The sequence below is a fragment of the Pseudomonas sp. MHK4 genome (assembly GCF_054600775.1).
This window is the reverse complement of record NZ_BAAIAK010000003.1, coordinates 114,830-134,689: the sequence shown is the minus strand read 5'-3', so window position 1 is coordinate 134,689 and position 19,860 is coordinate 114,830. Positions and strand designations below refer to the sequence as shown.

The 19,860-nt window shown below is 55.9% G+C and carries 14 protein-coding genes; 11 read left to right on the top strand and 3 right to left on the bottom strand.

The annotated features are described in order from the left end of the window. The first annotated feature begins 29 nt into the window (after window positions 1-29). The 6 genes from dnaN (at window position 30) to ACYP2Q_RS09205 (ending at window position 11,453) form a co-directional block, all read left to right on the top strand. Window positions 30-1,133, top strand: coding sequence for a DNA polymerase III subunit beta (gene dnaN / locus ACYP2Q_RS09230; RefSeq protein WP_020797992.1), 1,104 nt, complete (start codon window positions 30-32; stop codon window positions 1,131-1,133). A gap of 20 nt (window positions 1,134-1,153) precedes the next feature. Further along, the gene (gene recF, locus ACYP2Q_RS09225; RefSeq protein WP_459730203.1) at window positions 1,154-2,257 is read left to right on the top strand and encodes a DNA replication/repair protein RecF; all 1,104 of its coding nucleotides are present in this window, start codon (window positions 1,154-1,156) and stop codon (window positions 2,255-2,257) included. Between the two features lie 5 nt (window positions 2,258-2,262). Continuing rightward, a complete protein-coding gene (gyrB, locus tag ACYP2Q_RS09220; RefSeq protein ID WP_077185067.1) occupies window positions 2,263-4,680 on the top strand; it encodes a DNA topoisomerase (ATP-hydrolyzing) subunit B in 2,418 nt (805 codons plus the stop codon). A gap of 181 nt (window positions 4,681-4,861) precedes the next feature. Continuing rightward, window positions 4,862-9,700: a DEAD/DEAH box helicase gene (locus ACYP2Q_RS09215; RefSeq protein ID WP_459730202.1), complete on the top strand. Its 4,839-nt coding sequence runs from the start codon at window positions 4,862-4,864 to the stop codon at window positions 9,698-9,700. 409 nt (window positions 9,701-10,109) lie between these two features. Then, a complete protein-coding gene (locus ACYP2Q_RS09210) occupies window positions 10,110-10,364 on the top strand; it encodes a hypothetical protein (protein ID WP_459730201.1) in 255 nt (84 codons plus the stop codon). A 75-nt stretch (window positions 10,365-10,439) separates the two neighbouring features. After that, window positions 10,440-11,453, top strand: coding sequence for a reverse transcriptase family protein (locus ACYP2Q_RS09205; protein ID WP_459730200.1), 1,014 nt, complete (start codon window positions 10,440-10,442; stop codon window positions 11,451-11,453). Between the two features lie 44 nt (window positions 11,454-11,497). On the opposite strand, the gene ACYP2Q_RS09200 is transcribed toward ACYP2Q_RS09205, so the two are convergent. Then, on the bottom strand, window positions 11,498-11,728 hold the full coding sequence (locus tag ACYP2Q_RS09200; protein ID WP_459730199.1) for a hypothetical protein: 231 nt from the start codon (window positions 11,726-11,728) through the stop codon (window positions 11,498-11,500). A 175-nt stretch (window positions 11,729-11,903) separates the two neighbouring features. Continuing rightward, window positions 11,904-12,698 (bottom strand): hypothetical protein, encoded by a 795-nt coding sequence (locus ACYP2Q_RS09195; RefSeq protein ID WP_459730198.1) that lies wholly within the window; start codon window positions 12,696-12,698, stop codon window positions 11,904-11,906. A gap of 293 nt (window positions 12,699-12,991) precedes the next feature. Here ACYP2Q_RS09195 and ACYP2Q_RS09190 point away from each other — a divergent pair, with 293 nt between their 5' ends. Together ACYP2Q_RS09190 and ACYP2Q_RS09185 are read left to right on the top strand one after the other, a co-directional pair. Then, a complete protein-coding gene (locus tag ACYP2Q_RS09190; RefSeq protein WP_459730197.1) occupies window positions 12,992-14,113 on the top strand; it encodes an ImmA/IrrE family metallo-endopeptidase in 1,122 nt (373 codons plus the stop codon). Beyond that, window positions 14,110-14,709, top strand: a complete 600-nt coding sequence (locus ACYP2Q_RS09185) for a hypothetical protein (RefSeq protein ID WP_459730196.1) — start codon at window positions 14,110-14,112, stop codon at window positions 14,707-14,709. Before ACYP2Q_RS09190 ends, ACYP2Q_RS09185 begins: the two co-directional genes overlap by 4 nt. 595 nt (window positions 14,710-15,304) lie before the next feature. On the opposite strand, the gene ACYP2Q_RS09180 is transcribed toward ACYP2Q_RS09185, so the two are convergent. After that, window positions 15,305-16,174 carry a hypothetical protein gene (locus ACYP2Q_RS09180; RefSeq protein WP_459730195.1) on the bottom strand — a complete coding sequence of 290 codons (870 nt, stop codon included), beginning with the start codon at window positions 16,172-16,174 and terminating at the stop codon, window positions 15,305-15,307. 149 nt (window positions 16,175-16,323) lie between these two features. Between ACYP2Q_RS09180 and ACYP2Q_RS09175 the strand changes: the two genes are divergently transcribed. From ACYP2Q_RS09175 to ACYP2Q_RS09165, 3 genes are read left to right on the top strand one after another with little or no spacing between them, the layout of a single operon-like run. Beyond that, window positions 16,324-17,040 carry a TnsA endonuclease N-terminal domain-containing protein gene (locus ACYP2Q_RS09175; RefSeq protein WP_459730194.1) on the top strand — a complete coding sequence of 239 codons (717 nt, stop codon included), beginning with the start codon at window positions 16,324-16,326 and terminating at the stop codon, window positions 17,038-17,040. Further along, complete coding sequence (locus ACYP2Q_RS09170) at window positions 17,030-18,955, top strand: Mu transposase C-terminal domain-containing protein (protein WP_459730193.1); 1,926 nt, start codon at window positions 17,030-17,032, stop codon at window positions 18,953-18,955. Before ACYP2Q_RS09175 ends, ACYP2Q_RS09170 begins: the two co-directional genes overlap by 11 nt. Then, window positions 18,952-19,860 (top strand): TniB family NTP-binding protein, encoded by a 909-nt coding sequence (locus ACYP2Q_RS09165; protein WP_459730192.1) that lies wholly within the window; start codon window positions 18,952-18,954, stop codon window positions 19,858-19,860. Before ACYP2Q_RS09170 ends, ACYP2Q_RS09165 begins: the two co-directional genes overlap by 4 nt.

Below are 19,860 nucleotides of genomic sequence, written 5' to 3'. Positions count from 1 at the left end.
GCGCAGCTTTTAAGGCAAGGGACTAGACCATGCATTTCACCATTCAACGCGAAGCCCTGTTGAAACCCCTGCAACTGGTCGCAGGCGTCGTCGAGCGCCGACAGACCTTGCCGGTGCTCTCCAACGTGCTGCTGGTTGTCGAAGGCCAGCAACTGTCGCTGACCGGTACCGACCTGGAAGTCGAACTGGTCGGTCGCGTGCAGCTCGAAGAGCCTGCGGAAACAGGCTCCATCACCGTGCCTGCACGTAAGCTGATGGATATCTGCAAAAGCCTGCCGAACGATGCGCTGATCGATATCAAGGTTGATGAGCAGAAGCTGGTGGTGAAGGCTGGCCGTAGCCGCTTCACCCTCTCGACCTTGCCGGCCAACGATTTCCCGACCGTGGAAGAAGGCCCGGGCTCGCTGACGTGCAGCCTCGAGCAAAGCAAGCTGCGTCGCCTGATCGAGCGCACCAGTTTCGCCATGGCCCAGCAGGACGTGCGTTACTACCTCAACGGCATGTTGCTGGAAGTCTCGGCAGGCGTCATTCGTGCCGTGGCCACCGACGGCCACCGTTTGGCGATGTGCTCGATGCAGGCTGATATCGGCCAGCCGGATCGCCACCAGGTCATCGTGCCGCGCAAGGGCATCCTTGAACTCGCACGTTTGCTGACTGAGCCGGACGGTATCGTCAGCATCGTCCTGGGCCAGCACCACATTCGCGCTACCACCGGCGAGTTCACCTTCACCTCGAAGCTGGTCGACGGCAAATTCCCGGACTACGAGCGCGTTCTGCCAAAAGGCGGCGACAAGCTGGTGCTCGGTGACCGTCAGGCCCTGCGTGAGGCCTTCAGCCGTACGGCGATTCTTTCCAACGAGAAGTACCGCGGTATCCGTCTGCAACTGGCTCCTGGCCAGCTGAAGATCCAGGCGAACAACCCGGAGCAGGAGGAAGCGGAAGAAGAGGTTGGCGTTGAGTACAACGGCGGTTCCCTGGAAATCGGCTTCAACGTCAGCTACCTGCTCGACGTACTGGGCGTGATGACCACCGAGCAGGTGCGCCTGATCCTGTCCGACTCCAACAGCAGCGCGCTGGTGCAAGAGTCTGACAACGACGACTCGGCCTACGTCGTCATGCCGATGCGTCTGTAATCATGTTCAGCAGAAGCTAGATGTCCTTAAGTCGCGTCTCGGTCACCGCGGTGCGCAATCTGCACCCGGTGACCTTCTCCCCCTCCCCCCGAATCAATATTCTTTACGGCGCCAACGGCAGCGGCAAAACCAGTGTCCTGGAAGCCATTCACCTGCTGGGGCTTGCGCGTTCGTTTCGTAGTACCCGGTTGTTGCCGGTCATTCAGTACGAGCAGTTGGCCTGCACGGTCTTTGGCCAGGTCGAGTTGGCTGAAGGCGGACACAGCGCCCTGGGCATCTCCCGGGACCGCCAGGGGGAGTTCCAGATCCGCATCGACGGGCAGAACGCGCGCAGTGCCGCGCAGCTGGCCGAGATCCTGCCGCTGCAGTTGATCAACCCGGACAGCTTTCGCTTGCTGGAAGGCGCGCCGAAGATTCGCCGACAGTTTCTCGACTGGGGCGTGTTCCACGTGGAACCCCGATTCATGTCCACCTGGCAACGCCTGCAGAAGGCCCTGCGCCAGAGAAACTCTTGGCTGCGGCATGGTACACTTGACGCCGTTTCGCAAGCGGTTTGGGACAGGGAACTGTGCCAGGCCAGCGCTGAAATAGATGAATACCGCCGCGCCTATATCAAAGCCTTGAAACCGGTGTTTGAGCAGACCTTGGGTGAGCTGGTTGAGCTCGAGGGCCTAACGCTCAGCTATTACCGGGGCTGGGACAAAGACCGTGAACTGAGCGCTGTGCTCGCCGGATCCCTTCAGCGGGATCAGCAGATGGGGCATACCCAGGCAGGACCGCAACGTGCTGATTTGCGCCTCAAATTGGGCGCTCACAATGCCGCGGACATCTTGTCCCGAGGACAGCAGAAGTTGGTGGTCTGTGCATTGCGGATCGCCCAGGGTCACCTGGTCAGCCAGGCCCGACGCGGTCAGTGTATTTATCTGGTGGATGACTTGCCGTCCGAACTGGACGAGCAGCACCGCCGTGCGCTTTGCCGCTTGCTGGAAGACTTACGCTGCCAGGTGTTCATCACCTGTGTAGACCACGAATTATTGAGGGAAGGCTGGCAGACGGAAACGCCAGTCGCCCTGTTCCACGTGGAACAGGGCCGTATCACCCAGACCCACGACCATCGGGAGTGAAGGCATTGAGCGAAGAAAATACGTACGACTCAACGAGCATTAAAGTGCTGAAAGGCCTGGATGCCGTACGCAAACGTCCCGGTATGTACATTGGTGACACCGACGATGGCAGCGGTCTGCACCACATGGTGTTCGAGGTGGTCGATAACTCGATCGACGAAGCGCTCGCCGGCCACTGCGACGACATCAGCATCATCATCCACCCGGACGAATCCATCACCGTTAAAGACAACGGCCGTGGCATCCCGGTAGATGTGCACAAGGAAGAAGGCGTTTCGGCAGCCGAGGTCATCATGACCGTACTGCACGCCGGCGGTAAGTTCGATGACAACTCCTACAAGGTATCCGGCGGCCTGCACGGCGTGGGCGTGTCTGTAGTGAACGCACTGTCTGAAGAGCTTGTTCTGACGGTGCGCCGTAGCGGCAAGATCTGGGAACAGACCTATGTACACGGTGTTCCCCAGGAACCGATGAAGATCGTTGGCGACAGCGAAACCACCGGTACCCAGATCCACTTCAAGGCTTCCAGCGAAACCTTCAAGAACATCCACTTCAGCTGGGACATCCTGGCCAAGCGGATTCGTGAACTGTCCTTCCTCAACTCGGGTGTCGGCATCGTCCTCAAGGATGAGCGCAGCGGCAAGGAAGAGTTGTTCAAGTACGAAGGTGGCCTGCGCGCGTTCGTTGAATACCTGAACACCAACAAGACCCCGGTCAACCAGGTGTTTCACTTCAACATCCAGCGTGAGGACGGCATCGGCGTGGAAATCGCCCTGCAGTGGAACGACAGCTTCAACGAGAACCTGTTGTGCTTCACCAACAACATTCCGCAGCGCGACGGCGGTACTCACCTGGTGGGCTTCCGTTCCGCCCTGACGCGTAACCTCAACACCTACATCGAAGCCGAAGGCCTGGCGAAGAAGCACAAGGTTGCCACCACCGGTGACGATGCCCGTGAAGGCCTGACCGCGATCATCTCGGTAAAAGTGCCGGATCCGAAGTTCAGCTCCCAGACCAAGGACAAGCTGGTCTCTTCCGAAGTGAAGACCGCTGTCGAACAGGAAATGGGCAAGTACTTCTCCGACTTCCTGCTGGAAAACCCGAACGAAGCCAAGCTGGTTGTCGGCAAGATGATCGACGCGGCTCGTGCTCGTGAAGCCGCGCGCAAGGCCCGTGAGATGACCCGCCGTAAAGGCGCGCTGGACATCGCCGGCCTGCCGGGCAAACTGGCTGACTGCCAGGAAAAGGACCCTGCCCTCTCCGAACTGTACCTCGTGGAAGGTGACTCCGCGGGCGGCTCTGCCAAGCAGGGACGTAACCGCAAGACCCAGGCGATTCTCCCGCTCAAGGGCAAGATCCTGAACGTCGAGAAAGCGCGTTTCGACAAGATGATCTCTTCCCAGGAAGTGGGCACCTTGATCACCGCGCTGGGCTGCGGCATCGGCCGCGAAGAGTACAACATCGACAAGTTGCGTTATCACAACATCATCATCATGACCGATGCTGACGTCGACGGTTCGCACATTCGTACCCTGCTGCTGACTTTCTTCTTCCGTCAATTGCCGGAGCTGATCGAGCGCGGCTACATCTACATCGCACAGCCACCGCTGTACAAGGTGAAGAAAGGCAAGCAAGAGCAATACATCAAAGACGACGACGCCATGGAAGAGTACATGACGCAGTCGGCCCTGGAAGATGCGAGCCTGCACCTGAACGAAGAGGCACCGGGTATCTCCGGCGAAGCCCTTGAACGTCTGGTGAATGACTTCCGCCTGGTGATGAAGACCCTCAAGCGCCTGTCGCGCCTGTACCCACAGGAACTGACCGAGCACTTCATCTACCTGCCTGCCGTCAGCCTGGAGCAACTGTCCGATCACGCTGCGATGCAGGATTGGTTGGCCCAGTACGAAGTTCGCCTGCGCACCGTAGAGAAGTCCGGCCTGGTCTACAAGGCCAGCCTGCGGGAAGACCGTGAGCGTAACGTCTGGCTGCCAGAGGTCGAACTGATCTCCCACGGCCTGTCGAACTACGTCACCTTCAACCGCGACTTCTTCGGCAGCAACGACTACAAGACCGTCGTGTCCCTGGGCGCTCAGCTGAGCACTCTGCTGGACGAAGGCGCGTACATCCAGCGTGGCGAGCGCAAGAAAGCGGTCACCGAGTTCAAGGAAGCCCTGGACTGGTTGATGGCCGAAAGCACCAAGCGCCACACCATCCAGCGATACAAAGGTCTGGGTGAAATGAACCCGGACCAGCTGTGGGAAACCACCATGGACCCAAGCGTTCGCCGGATGCTGAAAGTGACCATCGAAGACGCCATTGGCGCGGACCAGATCTTCAACACCCTGATGGGTGATGCGGTCGAGCCTCGCCGTGACTTCATCGAAAGCAATGCCCTGGCGGTTTCCAACCTGGACTTCTGATCCCGGTGTAGGTGGGCAAAGTTATTTGCCCTTTCGGCCAAAGTTAGTGGCCATAGACAAACCCCAGTAGATCTCGTATCTCCTGGGGTTTTCTTTTAGCTGCTCAAAGAGATACCTATTGATAGACTTGAAAAATTTAGCGCTCGATATTTGCGCTAGCAGTAATCAAAAGGAATTCTATATGTCCGCCCTCTGCTCCTTGCTCGACATCTATCGCGCCGCTTCAGCTTCAGAGCGCGAAAAAGGCACCTACTTCGAAGAGTTGATCTGCGCCTATCTGCGCAACGAGGCCACCTACCGCGACCTCTACGACCAGGTGTGGACGTATGCAGAGTGGGCAAAAGAACAGGGGCTGGACGGTCGCGACACGGGAATCGACTTGGTGGCGCGCACCCAGGGCACAGGCGAGTACCACGCCATCCAGTGCAAGCTGTACGCTGAGGACTATCGCGTCCAGAAAAAGGACATCGACAGCTTCTTCACCGCTTCGGGCAAAGCGCCGTTCACGCACAGAATCATCGTCACCACCACCAATAACTGGAGTGAGCACGCCGAAGATGCCTTGCAGGGCCAGCAGCCCCCTGTCAGCAAAATCGACCTGCAAGCACTGGAAGATAGTCAGATTGACTGGGCGAAGTATCAGCCCAAGCAAAAGATCGTGCTCAAGGCTAAGAAGCAATTACGGGAGCACCAGCAAACAGCACTTAATGCTGTGGCAGCGGGCCTCAAGAACGCCGAACGTGGCAAGCTGATCATGGCCTGCGGTACTGGCAAGACGTTCACCAGCCTGAAGATTGCCGAGCAGCAGGCTGGCAAGGGCAAGCGTGTGCTGTTTCTGGTGCCCAGCCTGTCGCTGTTGTCGCAGTCGCTTACGGAGTGGACGCAGGAAAGCGAAACCCCACTCCACAGCTTTGCCGTCTGCTCGGACAGCGATGTGGGTAAGAAGCGCAAAGCCGAGGAGGACACCGTACAGGTCTTCACTCACGAGCTGCGCTACCCAGCCACCACCAAAGCAGATCGCCTCGCGTCGGAGATGTTCAAACGGCACGATGCTGAGCACATGAGTGTAGTGTTTTCAACCTATCACTCCATCGATGTGATCAGCCGTGCCCAGCACGAACACGACCTAGCAGCGTTTGATCTGGTGATCTGCGACGAAGCGCACCGTACAACCGGCGCAACCTTTGACGATGATGACGAAAGCACCTTCGTGCGCATCCATGACGCCGATTACATCCGCGCCGCCAAGCGCATGTACATGACCGCCACGCCACGCATCTATGGCGACAATGCCAAGCTCAAAGCCGAGTCCGGCGAAGTCACCCTCTGCTCGATGGACGACGAGGCTTTATATGGCAAAGAGCTGTTCGTCATTAACTTCTCCGAGGCCGTCCAGCGCGGCCTGCTCACCGACTATAAGGTGCTGGTACTCACTGTCGAAGAGAGCGCCATCAGTCGCCGCTTACAAGACTTGCTGAAGGACGAAGACAACCAGCTCAAGGTGGACGACGCCGCCAAGATTGTCGGCTGCTGGAAGGCGCTGGCCAAACAGGGGTTGGCAGAAAACCTCGTGGGTGATGATCAGCCCATGAAGCGGGCTGTCGCGTTCTGTCAGGTCATCTCACCCAACTACAAAGGCACCAAGCACAAGGTCAGCTCAATCAACATCGCCAGCATGTTTAAGTCGGTGGTGGAGGCATACCAAGAGTCCGAAGAAATCGATGAGGCTTCACGTATCGTCTGTGAGGCTGAACACGTCGATGGCGGTATGAATGCCAGCCAGAAGGAAGCCAAGCTCAACTGGCTCAAGGAAGACGCGCCGGCCAACACCTGCCGAATCCTCAGCAACGTGCGCTGCTTGTCCGAAGGTGTGGACGTTCCAGCACTGGATGCGGTGCTCTTCCTCACCCCGCGTAACTCCCAAGTGGACGTGGTGCAATCCGTAGGTAGAGTCATGCGCAACGCGCCAGGCAAGAAGCGCGGCTATGTGGTGCTGCCGGTAGTCATCCCTGCCGGCATGGAGCCCCACGAAGCCCTTAATGACAATCAGACCTACAAGGTGGTCTGGCAAGTGCTTCAGGCGCTGCGTTCGCACGACGATAGTTTTGACGCCATGGTCAACAAGCTCGATCTGATCGGCTCAGACCCACGTAAAATGGAAGTCATCGCCATCACCGACAAGGCAGAAAAGAAGGCGAAAAAATCCAGCGGCACTAGCAACGGCAAGGCCGGAAAAGGCCAGTACGGCATTGGCGAAAAGCGTCGAAAACACGATGCCGAAGGCCAGATGACTCAGCAGGCCGAGCTAACCTACGAAGTGGGTGAAATCGAAAAGGCCATCTATGCCAAGATCGTCGATAAGTGCGGCAACCGCCATCACTGGGAAGACTGGGCCAACGACATAGCCAAAATCGCCCGTACACATATCGACCGCATCCAAGGCATCTTGGAGAACCCGGCCAACATCCAGGAAAAGGTCGCTTTCAACGCCTTTGCCGCTGAGCTGCGTGACGACCTTAACGACAGCATCAGCGATGGCGAGATTGTCGAAATGCTTGCCCAGCACCTGGTTACCAAGCCAGTGTTCGATGCGCTGTTCGACGAACACAGCTTTGCCAACCACAACCCCATGTCCAAGGCCATGCAGGGTGTGCTGGACGCGCTCCACGAACACCACCTGGCCAAGGAAGCCGACACGCTAGATAAGTTCTACGCCAGCGTGCGTCAACGCGCTGCCGGTATCAACAACGCCCAAGGCAAGCAGAAGATCATCGTCGAGCTTTACGACAAATTTTTCCGCAACGCATTCCCCAAAATGACCGAGCGCCTTGGCATTGTCTACACCCCGGTCGAGGTGGTGGACTTCATCCTTCACAGCGTCGATCACCTGCTGCAACGGGAATTCGGCCAGACCCTCGGCAGCAAGGGCGTTCACATCATCGACCCCTTTACCGGCACTGGCACCTTCATCACCCGCCTGATCCAGTCGGGCCTGATCAAGCCGGAAGAGCTGCCTCACAAGTACAAGCACGAAATCCACGCCAACGAGTTGGTACTGCTTGCCTACTACATTGCCGCCATCAATATCGAAGCGGCCTACCACGGCGAAGTGATCGGCGAATACACGCCCTTCGAAGGTATCTGCCTGACCGACACCTTTCAGATGTACGAAAAGGACGATTTGGTAGACGAGTTGCTGGAAGACAATAGCGCCCGCCGAAAGCGACAGAAGGAACTTGATATACGGGTTATCGTGGGGAATCCGCCGTACTCAGTTGGCCAAGGTAGTGCCAATGAAAATAACCAAAATATGCGCTATCCGAATCTTGAAAATCGGATACGAGAAACTTACGCTGCTCGTACTAAAATGACCAATAAGCGGGCGCTTTACGATAGTTATATTTTAGCCGTGCGCTGGGCGAGCGATAGAATTGGAGACGCTGGAGTAATAAGTTTTGTAAGCAACGCCAGCTTCTTAGAGGCCAATATAATGGATGGTCTCCGCAAATGTTTAGAGGAGGAATTCTCTTGTATTTATGTTTTTCATTTGCGGGGGCTTCGCGGTCAGAAAACTTCCGGTGAGCGTGCGAAGAAAGAAGGCGGACAAATCTTTGGGGTAGGCAGTTCGGCAGCTATAGCAATTTCCTTGCTTGTTAAGAATCCAAAATCAGATCACCACGGAAAAATTTACTTTCACGATATTGGTGAATACCTTTCTCGTGAAGAGAAGCTAGAAAAAATAGCTGGATATTCTAGTATTGCCGGCATAGATGAATGGCAATCTATTACCCCTGACGACCATGGGGACTGGCTTAAGCAGCGTAACGATAATTTTGAGTCATTGTCGTCGATGGCATTTAAAGGTAGCGCCGGAAGCCCGATTTTTTCCGTCTATTCGTCTGGAATGAAAACAAATCGTGATGCATGGTGTTACAACAGCTCTAAGACAGAGCTGTCCGCAACCATCAGTGAGTCAATAGACTATTACAACTCACTTCCTCGTGCTTATGTGCCTAGTAGCGATGAGGCAAAATTCAAGTGGTGCCAGAAAACACTGGGTGATTTAGCTGCGGGAAAAAAATACGAATTTAGCGAGTCCAATATGCGCAAGGCCAATTACCGACCCTTTTGCCGGCAGTGGCTATATATGGACTCAAGACTCAACTGGAGCAAGTACCTTACAGATCAATATTTTTCGGATACAACTGTAGAGAACCGCGTAATATGTCTTTCTGCTCCAGGATTCCGTGGCGGTTTTTCCGCATTTATTACTGATGTAATTCCCAGCATCCATTTCGGTGACATGGCGGGTTCTCAATGTTTCCCTCTATACGTCTATCCAAGGGCAGCTAAGACTCAGCGTGATGACCTGTTCAATGAGGCTATCCCGGCAAAGCACCAGCGGTTAGACGCTATCACCGGCGAAAGTTTGGCACACTTCCAGTCGTGCTACCCCTGCGAGCAGTTCGGCAAGGAGGACTTGTTCTACTACGTCTACGGAATTCTTCATTCGCCCGACTACCGCGAGCGCTTTGCCGACAACCTGAGCAAGGAGCTGCCGCGAATCCCAGCAGTGAAAAAAGCCGCCGATTTCTGGGCCTTCAGCAAAGCAGGCCGAGTCCTTGCCGAGCTCCACCTGAACTACGAAAGCGTCGAGCCGTACCCGCTGACCATCGAAGCCAAGAGCACGCTCACCGACGCCGATTACCGCGTAGAGAAGATGAAGTTCGCCAAGAAGGGCGACAAGACCACCGTCATCTACAACCACCGCATCACCCTTAAGGGCATCCCCGAGGTGGCCTGGGATTATGTGGTCAACGGCAAGGCCGCGCTGAACTGGGTAATGGAGCGCCAAGCCGTGCGTACCGATAAGACCAGCGGCATCGTCAACGACGCCAACGACTGGGCCACTGAAACCATGGACAATCCCAAGTACCCACTGGAGCTATTCCAGCGCGTGGTTTCGGTGAGCCTAGAAACAGTGAAAATCGTGAAGTCCCTCCCCCTACTCGACATCTGATTTGTATATGTCACCGGCCATTAGACATGGCCGGTAACATTTCTTCAGGTTGAAAACTTCCTCCCTGTTCTGTAGAACTGTTCTTGCTGGGTGTTACCGCCCAGGTGCTCTTTAAACATGGTTATGAATCGGGCTTGCAGTTGGTGGTCGGGAAACTGACCAGCTTTGGTGTTCTCCAGAGCTACCTTCGCCCCACACCTGTCGTCACCCCGATGTGCTCAGCGCTGAGGGTTTCGTGGCAATCGTCACGAGGCTGTCAGCGACGTTCCATCGGTTAATCGACAGAAATGCGGCGGACGGCTTATCAAGGATTTGATAAGCAGAACTGTGGTTTGTAGCGGCATCTTCAAAGTTCCATTCGGCCCGGAATACCTGGCGGCGGAGTAATCCACCGTAAGGAACTGTAACCATGAAGAAAGTAAAGAAAGCTGTCGGTACTCGTATCGATCAGCACATGCACAACACTGAAGATGCCCGCGTTAAAGTAGAAGCAGCCCCTCAGCAGAAAGATCACAAGTGGGGAAATCGTTTAAAAACTTTGTCTGTCCAGGCAGCCAAAGTGGCCAAACGTATTCCGTACTACATCTGGATTTGGGAAAAGGCTGTAATTGCTTGGGATTGGATCTGCGAAAATGCAGATACAATTTTTGAGGTAATCTCATGACGCAACAAACCACATCATTCGAATTCTAGTGAGGCCGATCCAGATGATCGGCCTCACGTCATTCTGAGACAGGAAATGGACGCTCCGCTCTATCCGTTCAAACCGATCCACAGCCTGAAAGCGCTGTCGCTGACACTAGGCGAGCCCACCGAACTCCTCGAAAGCTTGGCCACGCGCAGCTCCAACTTGTATCGTCATGTGCCGCAAACCAAAAAAGACGGCACCCCCCGTGATACCTACGATGCTTACGAGCCGTTGAAAAGAATCCAGCGGAAAATCGTAGATCGTTTGCTAGCGCGTGTTCGCTTCCCGGCATATCTCCATGGAGGGATCAAAGATCCGGTTAAACGCCGCAGTATTTACTCCAATGCACACATCCACGGTCGTGCCCAGTGCGTGGTGCTTCAGGACATTAAGGACTTTTTCCCTTCCATCAAGACGCAGCATGTTCAGCAATTGTTCGTGGGCTTGTTCGGGTTTTCCGAGGCGGTGGCAGGCATCTTGGCGCTGCTGACAACCCGTCATGGCGTCGTGCCGCAAGGTGCCAGCAGCAGTGGCTATATAGCCAACCTGGTGTTCTGGGATATCGAACCGGCATTGGTGGCCAAGTTGAATGCGCAGGGATTCAATTATTCTAGGTTCGCGGATGACATCACCATCACCTCCATTAAGCCCATCGATTCATCAGCGCTAACAAGCGTCGTCTCGGCGGTCACCCACATGCTGGCGCAGAAGGGCTGCTACCAGAAGCGTTCAAAGTTGCATATTCGCAAGCGCGGACAAACGGTGCTCTCCAAAAATGGATTCGAGCCTTTGACCGTTACCGGGCTGACGATCTTTAACGCAATCCCAGGCATACCCAAGGCCGAGCGTAAGGCGATTCGGGCGGTAGTAAAACAGTTGGAGGATCAGGCGACGCAGGGTACGGCGTGGACAGAGCTGGAGCCTTTGGTTCGCCGTGCAATGGGTCGTGTGGGGCGCTTGATTGCCTGTGCGCATCCCGATGGTGAACGATTGAAGCAACGACTGCATGCACTCAAAGCCCGCAGCCAGGTTGCGCTATTGGATCGCTACGCGGCGGCACTGTAAGACGCTGCGGTTACAGGTCAGTTACCTGGTTGATGAGACTTTCTTTAGAGTTCGACCGTCAGTACCTTGATGCCCACTCCTTCGCAGAACCGTCCCACGGCGGTCAGTGAGCGCCAGTAGCGCACCGGTTCACGCCGTGACCGCACCGGCAGCCACTTGGCGCCGAGGCGCAGTTCCAGGCGCCAGGCCTCGCCCTCGCGTAGCACGCGAAACTCCCGCGCCGCCCCAGTCTCGACCAGGGCCGCCAGGGTTTCCTGCGCAATGGCTTTCTTCATCAGCCGCCCCTTCGTTCCACTGCTACGCCATGCCCCACCCTTCTGGTATAGCGTATGACCGAGATCCGGTCTCCGGAGTGGTAGCGGCTGTCGACCGTGTCCGCCCCCCACGTGGGGGCTGATTGACCATAATCGCCAATTACGCGCAGCTCGGTCGATGAGCGGGTGGGTGGGCTTAGGTGTTGTCCTTCTTTTCTTGCGCCTTCCTGAAGGCAAGGGCCATCGTGGTCTTGGCAGGAGGTGGCGGGGGGAGGCGGTTTGGCTGACGGCTGAGGGCGCTCGGGCGTTTGTTCGACTGCGCCGCGACGGTGGAATGGGCGCCGCTGGTTTGGGCTTTCTTCACCTGAATCCGCTGATTCAGGTCACTTCGCGCATCCGCTAGCAGCAGGAAGGCGGTGAGGGTGATCGGCACACCCTGGGGCAGAAGGATCGACAGCTGCTGGCTGGTGTCGGGGTTGGCTTTAACCTGGGCCAGGCATTTCTCGGAAAATGCCTGAGTCTGTAGATGATGTTCGACTAGCCGCTGCATGTAGAGGCAAAGGGGCTGGTGATCCAGGATGCCCGTGATCCTGAGAAAATCTTTGTCAATGCCGGTGATCGTCTCGATGGCGAACGGCTGCCAGCTTGAACGTTGCCAAGCGTAGCTGGCCGTTTCGGTGCTGGCGCTCGGGGCAGAAGCGAGTCTTCCGGGGCGGCTGGTGTTGTCTGTACACGGGTGCTTGGGCCAAGGCGGGCCGAGTTCGTCGAAGAACACCCGGCCACCACTGGGCGATTGGTAAAAGAATACCGCCGCGCCGCACACAGGGCAGCTGGCATTGGGATTGACGTAACTGTCGTATGTGCTCGTCAGCGCACGTGGCCACCAGCTTTGCGCCGCGGGCACGAAATCGGAAAAGGTCGAATGCCCCGAATGCCCTTCCCCACCCCAGCCGCAGGTGCAGTTCAGTGGGTGATTCCATGCGTTGCACATAAACACCTCGTTGTGGCCGTGGTGGCTAAACGCCTTATCTTTCAGTACGTCTCAGCGTAGCAGCCCGTTGCGCGTTATTTGGTGCTCAGATTCGATCAATGATTGGGGGGAGTTGACGACTGCTTAGGAAAGTCCGGAACGCTGTGGTTCGCCTGATCCTGCTCCGTGAGCACCTGGCGCAGGACGGTGAGCGATCGGCGGTGCCTCAAGTGCATGTGAGTTTTGACAACCGTAGCGGGCGTAAAACTTGATCAAACTTGATTTTGACCAAGCGAGGTACTACATTGCCTACCATGCAAAATACCCTACATACCGAGTCGCTCCGCGCGGCCCTCGTTCAGCGTGGCTGGACACAAAAAGACCTGGCCGATCAGTTGGGAGTCTCGGCGCAGTCCGTCACTAACTGGTTCAAAGGTAAGGACTTTCCTCGTCCGGACAAACTGCTGAAGTTGGCCACGACGCTGCAGTTGCCGTTTTCGCAGTTGGTCGCACCACCTCCGGATCAGCCCGTAGTGGCGTTCCGCAAGAAGGCGGGCACCAAAACCACCGATGAACACATTCTGAAAGCGATGGGTATCGGCGGTTTGCTCAAGCCTCTCGTTGATTTTTTGCCTGAGCTGCCCACCTTACGCACTCAGATTTCGTCGCCTTCCACCAGCTATACGCGTTTGCAGAGTGATGCGTCCCAAGTACGCAATAAATTGGGATTGGGTGAGCGCAGTGTGCTGGGGTATGAAGCGCTGATCGCCGAATTCAAGGCGTGTGGAGCTGTGCTCGTGCCCGTCCTCTGGGGACACAAGCAGCAACACAAGAATGCCCTGCACATCCTATTGCCGGCGTCAGACGTCACTTTTGTGTTCGTCAATCTGGACACCAAGCTGGAAGACTTTAAGTTCTGGATGGCTCACGAGTTGGCGCATGTCTACACCCCTGAGCTGGCAGGGAGTGATGCAGGGGAAGATTTTGCGGATGCCTTTGCCGGTTCCCTGCTGTTTCCTGAGGCCTGTGCGCAACTCGCGTATTCCGAGGCGGCGCAAGTGTCCAGCGTAGCTGGGGAGGTGGATGTTCTTCAACAGCATGCCCGGCATCATCAAATTTCGCTGAACACGGTGTTCCAGCAGGCGCAGGGCTATGCGGCGGAAAACCAGCTGCCACCTTTGCGAGTACCGGAAAAGACAATCCACGCCGTACGCAACAGCTCCACCCCACAGCTGGTCAGTACGCTCTTGTTTGATCCGATTCCGCCCAGACCCGCGCAATACCTTGCCGCTGCGTCGAATGTGTTTCAATCGGAGTTCTTCCTGGCACTCAAGCGCATGATTCGCGAACATGGAACGGGCCCGTCGTATGTCCAGCAAATCATGGACGTGTCACTCAGTGATGCCTCCGCGCTGTATGGCGAGCTGGCGCGTTGAGTGCGGCGCCCACGCTCGTCTTGCTGGATACCAATGCGTATCTACGCCTCGCGAAGCGTGTGCGACCGATGTTGGGCGTTGCGTTTGGGCAGAAAAACTACGTTCTGACCATTCTGAAAGACGTTGAGGAAGAAGTGCATCGTAGTGGTGCACTGAAGTTCAAGTTTCCTTGGTTCGACGGTGCGGATCTCGCCGCTGAGCGAGTTGCGAAGCAGGTTCGCCTCAGCGCTGACGAGAAAGGCCAGTTGGAGGCTGCGCAAAGCGTGCTGCGGGGTTGGGTCTTAATGAATCCGACGGTCTATACCACGGCGGGCCGCTCGCCTCCTTCCTCGACGGACTGTCGAGTGCTTGCGTTTGGTCAAATCCGAAACGCCATAGTGGTCACGGATGACTTGGGCATGCACAAACTGGCTCAAGATTTCGGCATTGCTGTTTGGCACGGCCATGAGCTGCTCAAGAAAATGCTCACGGCAAAGCTCATCAGCAATGAGCAAGTCAAAAGCATTTTCGAAGCGCTGGAGCTAAATGGCGATCTGACTGAGACGTGGCGCCAAGCGAAGCACGTTGCCTTTGTGAAGCTGTTCGGTAAGGGCTGAAGATGATGCCCAACGTTGAATCCATTAGCTAAATTCCGCACACGTTCCGTTTCATGCGCTGGCGCTGACATGCAGAGAATCGATTGCTGAGCAAAGCTTCCGCCTTGATTACCATGCATAGAAGCCGTGAGCACGGGATGACAACTGATCAAAAAATGATCAATTATACGTCAGCCATAATTTCCAATAATTTTTGGCGTGCCCCCTATCAGTTGGGAAGGCTGCCCATTTCGGCTTAACTCGAAAGGGTAAAGCCCAAAGGAAACATACTTTATGCCTGCTAGGCTTACCGATTGGCTGAGGAGCCTAGTTTGCTTCGGTCGCTACCGTTGAAATGTGCAAAAAAATCGGAAAGTTTTTGGCAAACCTAGGCCCGTAACCTAGCTAGCATCCGAGCTCCAAGGATTCGTAAAATCCGCGAAACCCGTCGCCGTCGCCGTCTCTGTAGCGGCAGCCGGAAAACTTCCGACCATCGCGTAGATCCGGCTCAGTTATAGCGTCATTGAGACAGGTTCTCCAGGCAAACAACCGGACTACTGGGAGACTACAGGACGTGGATCCTGCGTTCTTTTTCTCGGGCCCACCCTAGGCGCAGTCAAGGTTCCAGAACCGGTAAGAACTCTCCATTTTTCTTGGCCCTATCTAGAACGGCAAAGCCTTCCCATTTGAGTGGGCTACCGCCAAACAGCTCTTCTGTGAAGGCGTGACCGAGGTTCCAGAATCTCTCTAGGGCCTGGTCTTCTTCGTTCACGGTGGCGAGGGACAGCCAGTTATCGAACGCTTTGATGGCATGCGCATGATACGCAAGCTCGTGGACGACCCCGGAGGGCTCCGGGAAAACGAACCAGATTTTTTCGAAATAGGGTCGGGCCATGCTAGCCAGTTTCAGGAGGTCGGCGGCGGCTTTTTCTTGCTTGCGGGAGGTGTCGCCAACTCGAATAAAGATGGCAGCCTTCTGCTGTCCGTTGAGCTGGATCATGAAAAATTGGCTAAAAAAATCGGAGTGAGTGACCTTGATGATCTCCCCACCCGGAAAGCCAAAAAAATCCGCGCCCGCGTCTAGGATGGCCGCCGACGCCAGACGCTCATGGTTAGCCACGCGGCTACGTGCTTTCGAACGGGCAGTGGTGGCCGGTGTACCGGCTACGGTGGCGTAGTGCGTTATGGTTTCGCGTAAGGTTTGTAAGGTGTGTTGGTTCGCCAGGGTCGCGGATAGCATGGAAGTTGCGACGACAGCGTCCAGCTGATGCAAGCGTTCCAAGAGCTCAATATGCGCATAGCCACACTTGACCTGTTCCGGGGCCAGCGTAGGCGCAAGGCTGACGAGAAAATTACCGGCCTTGAGCATGCGCGAGACGACTTTGGCGTCATAACCTGCCTCTTGCGCCAATTGTCGAATCAGTAAGTTGATGCTGTCAGTGCCTTGATAGGCATTGATACGAGTACGCACTGCTTGAAAAAGCATGTACCACGGCTGTTTAGCCTGTCTCCCCATTCCTCTTCCCCCACCAATACAAGGGTGCGCCTACCCTTTTGGGTACACCTCACCAAATATTGACAGTCTAACGAGTCGGGGTTATACCTGACAGCTCGAATATTTGGTGAAGTGTACCAATGAAACTTGATACCCAAAGCCCTTCTTTCAGCCGTGACGTCGCCAAGCGTACCAAGCGGGCGCGAAGGGCACATGTCATGTGCTCGCCGAAAAATGGGTTTGTCGAAATTCGGCTGGAGTCGCGACTGGAGCAATCGGTCGCGCAGGCATTAGAGCTAGATCCCCGGGTGCGGGCCTATCGCGCGCAGCCGTTTACGCTTGATTTAGCAACGGGCGAACGGCTGGCGGCAAAGCACCTGATAAAGCCATCGGGAGCGGTGTATTACACCCCGGATTTTGCCGTGGATCTGGACGACCTACAGGTCGTGGTCGAAGTTAAACCCCACGCATTCGTGCAGGAGCATAGGGTGCTGCTCGAGGAAGTACGCGAGGCTTTGCACCAGCAAGGTTTGCGTTTCATTGTCATCACGGAGGCCGATTTTACTGGCCACTACCTGAGAAACGCTCAACTCTTCATGCAGTACCTGGCGCAAGCTGCCCCTTCCCTCCCCATTTGGGCTGCTGCCTTGCAAGCGCGCGATCCTCAGGCGCTGACGGGGCCCGTCACCCAAGTGCTAACCGGCGATGTGCCGCCGAACTATCAGTTGGCCGCAGGAGTTTTGCTTGGACTCATAAAGTTCGACCTGGTACGTCATCTGTTTGAACACATGGATTTTGACATCGTTCCGGCGTTCGGCAGTTTGAGCGCATTCGAGGTCATTCGTTATGAACAGTAATCTGCAAGTGAGCCAAGCCGTGGTTTGGCAGGAGACTTGTTACGTCATCAAGGCGATCAAGCCGACATTGGGCGATATCGTCCTCGAGGCCAAGGGTGGAGTAGAGCGTGCTGTCGATATACGGGCTTTTTACAATCTCATTGCCTCGGGCGAGATTGAGCTGTCGCAACGGAAAATTGAAGCCACGCAGCGCTCCTGGACGGTCAGCGAACAACGCGAGGCTGACTTCCGTCAGCAACTGCTCGAGTTTCAGCGTTCGCTGGAAAAGCAAGGTCTCGACCCGTCGACGTGCGATGCACAGATTGATAGATACTGTCAGCGGCACGGTCATAAACGCCCGTCAAACAAGACCATTCAGCGCTATCGCAAAGACTTAAAACGCTTAGGTTTTGAAGGTCTCATTCCCAACTTCAGTCGTCGAGGGGGGACGGGCTGGGCCAAAAAAACCGCAGCGAAGGCGGTCGCCGAGAAGGTGTTGATTCAGACCTTTATGAAGGACGACAAAGTCAATTTGTCTTCCGTGGCATTGATGGTCAACGAGGAACTGAAGACGCACAATCAGGCCACCGGAGCCGATGAGAAAGTCGATCGCAAAACCATCGCGCGTATGCTCCTGCAGCTGCCGAAGTCACTGGTTAAAGAGGGGCGACTCGACCCGCGCACCTACAACTTGTGGAACCGGCAAGCCGTCCGTCGGTACGACGTCAAACTGCCTTTTGAACGGGTGGAGATTGATGCCAAGACGATTGATGTGTACTGCTGTGACGAGTACGGGCATCGCTACACGGAGCTGACCTTGTACGCCATGGTCTGCGCGCGTACCTCCTACCCCGTAGGTGTATTCGTCAGTGGCGGCAAGCCCAGCGAATACACCCTGCTCAAAGTGTTTGAGTTTTTTTTAATGCCGAAAGACCCGGCCTTCAACGCGCGGTTTGGCATCGAAACGAATTGGGTGCAGCCCTGTGGGATTGCCTTGGTAGTGCTCGACAACGCATCAGAGAATTTCTCGGATCTGGCTCTGGCTATCGTGCGCCGACTCGGTATTCAAATCGAGTATGCCCGTATCGGGCGCGGCGACGATAAACCGCATGTGGAATCCTTCTTCAAAGCGGCGGATGAGGGCCTGTTCAGCAAGATGCCGGGGGCGAAAAAAAGCCAGGACAAGCGCATCAAAAATCGGCATGCCAAAGCGGCGGCCGAAGCCTGTTACTCCATTGAAGAGATCTATCGTCACCTGGTGAGTTTTGTCGCGGATGTGTACATCCATCGACCGAATCAAAAGCTGGGGTTCCGCCATGGCAAGCCGATGACCATCAAGAGTGCCATGGATGAAGCGCTCACCAACTTCCTGCCCGTACCGCCACCGTCACTCGACCAACTCAAAAAATTGCTGTTAGAGGTCAACCGGGATAATCGCACAATCCATCATTACGGTATCGATTTTGAGGGGTTTCAGTTCCACAGTCAGGCGCTGGCAGTGCTGGCGCGTGAACGGAGCCTCAGTGACATCGACATCCTGTTCAATCCGGAAGACTGCACAGTGATTTATGCCGTGCACCCGGACGACGGCAGCCACATGCGGCTAGAGAACAAGACGGTTGGTATTCCGGAAGTATCCTTTGAGGTCGCTAAAGCCCTCAAAAAAGCCTACTCGGGCCATTCCGCCACTATGTCCGGCCATGACTATCAGCGTGTGTATGCTCAAATGCTGGCGCAGTTCACCGCTGACAGCCAGCGCCGCCCCAGCATCAAAGCCAACAACCAGGCATTGCGTGCGCGCGAGAAACAGGCGCAGAAGGCGGACATCGCCGCGCAGTTTGCACAGCACGCGCCGAAGCCGCGCCCTTTGCCTCCTACTCCGACCTTAGCCGATAGCGATGATGAGTTCCGTCCGGCGCCACGGAGGACGGTATGAGCACGATCGCCAACGAATTGGTGGGGCACGCTCGGTTCAACACCGTGCATGGTCATTTGGTGGAGGTCTTAACGCGGGCCAGAGCAGGTGATCCACAAATCCTTCCGATTGTCGGGCCGACACGGGTCGGTAAGACGTGTCTGTTGGACAATTTCAGGGCGATGAATTCGACGTCGGGGACGAGCCGCTCCCGCGAAATTATCAGTGTCGTCAGCCCCAAGCATTTGACCGGTCGGGCGCTGCCGGATGCTTGCTTGACGAGTATCGATATGAATCCAGCGCTGTTCAATAATCATGTCGCTGCGACAGACGCCTTTATCAAAGCGGTCAACAAGCACGGCGCACGACTGATCATCTTTGATGAAACGCAGCACATGCTTGAGCGCGGTAGCAGCACCACCGTGCGCGCGGCAGCGGACTTTCTCAAAGGCCTCTTCGACCAAGCCCAGGCCAGTATCGTGCTGGCAGGATTGCCAAGTTTAATGGGCCTGTTTTACGCCAATGAACAACTGGCGGATCGCGCGCGACGTCCAGTGGAGTACTTCCCGTATTACTGGCAAGGCAAGGATTACATCAGCTTTCGCAGCGCCTTGGGCAGTGCGCTCGATTACCTGGAGGACAGCGGCTGGGACACATTCGAATTCAACGACCGGGACTTTGCCCAACGCATGTACGTCGCGACGGCTGGCCGTTATGGCCTCATCAACAAGATTTTCATCGAGGTGCAGGCACTCGCTGGGACAGCGAAGATCGCCCGTTATGAGGCCTTTGCCAGGGCTTTTGAGCAAGCCGTGATGAACCGCCTGATCGAATTCAATCCGTTCGATGTCGATCAGACGATCCAGACCGAGCACATGGCTTTGGTGTATGCCAAGGTCATGCAAGAAGCCGGTGTGAAGGTCTAG

What these genes read in the sequence shown, in the direction of transcription:
- ACYP2Q_RS09205 (WP_459730200.1), top strand. Translation starts at nt 10,440, where the DNA reads ATGGACGCTCCGCTCTATCCGTTCAAACCGATCCACAGCCTGAAAGCG.
- ACYP2Q_RS09170 (WP_459730193.1), top strand. Translation starts at nt 17,030, where the DNA reads ATGAACAGTAATCTGCAAGTGAGCCAAGCCGTGGTTTGGCAGGAGACT.
- ACYP2Q_RS09190 (WP_459730197.1), top strand. Translation starts at nt 12,992, where the DNA reads ATGCAAAATACCCTACATACCGAGTCGCTCCGCGCGGCCCTCGTTCAG.
- ACYP2Q_RS09210 (WP_459730201.1), top strand. Translation starts at nt 10,110, where the DNA reads ATGAAGAAAGTAAAGAAAGCTGTCGGTACTCGTATCGATCAGCACATG.
- ACYP2Q_RS09215 (WP_459730202.1), top strand. Translation starts at nt 4,862, where the DNA reads ATGTCCGCCCTCTGCTCCTTGCTCGACATCTATCGCGCCGCTTCAGCT.
- ACYP2Q_RS09195 (WP_459730198.1), bottom strand. Translation starts at nt 12,698, where the DNA reads ATGTGCAACGCATGGAATCACCCACTGAACTGCACCTGCGGCTGGGGT.
- ACYP2Q_RS09165 (WP_459730192.1), top strand. Translation starts at nt 18,952, where the DNA reads ATGAGCACGATCGCCAACGAATTGGTGGGGCACGCTCGGTTCAACACC.
- recF (WP_459730203.1), top strand. Translation starts at nt 1,154, where the DNA reads ATGTCCTTAAGTCGCGTCTCGGTCACCGCGGTGCGCAATCTGCACCCG.
- ACYP2Q_RS09175 (WP_459730194.1), top strand. Translation starts at nt 16,324, where the DNA reads ATGAAACTTGATACCCAAAGCCCTTCTTTCAGCCGTGACGTCGCCAAG.
- ACYP2Q_RS09180 (WP_459730195.1), bottom strand. Translation starts at nt 16,174, where the DNA reads ATGCTTTTTCAAGCAGTGCGTACTCGTATCAATGCCTATCAAGGCACT.
- ACYP2Q_RS09200 (WP_459730199.1), bottom strand. Translation starts at nt 11,728, where the DNA reads ATGAAGAAAGCCATTGCGCAGGAAACCCTGGCGGCCCTGGTCGAGACT.
- dnaN (WP_020797992.1), top strand. Translation starts at nt 30, where the DNA reads ATGCATTTCACCATTCAACGCGAAGCCCTGTTGAAACCCCTGCAACTG.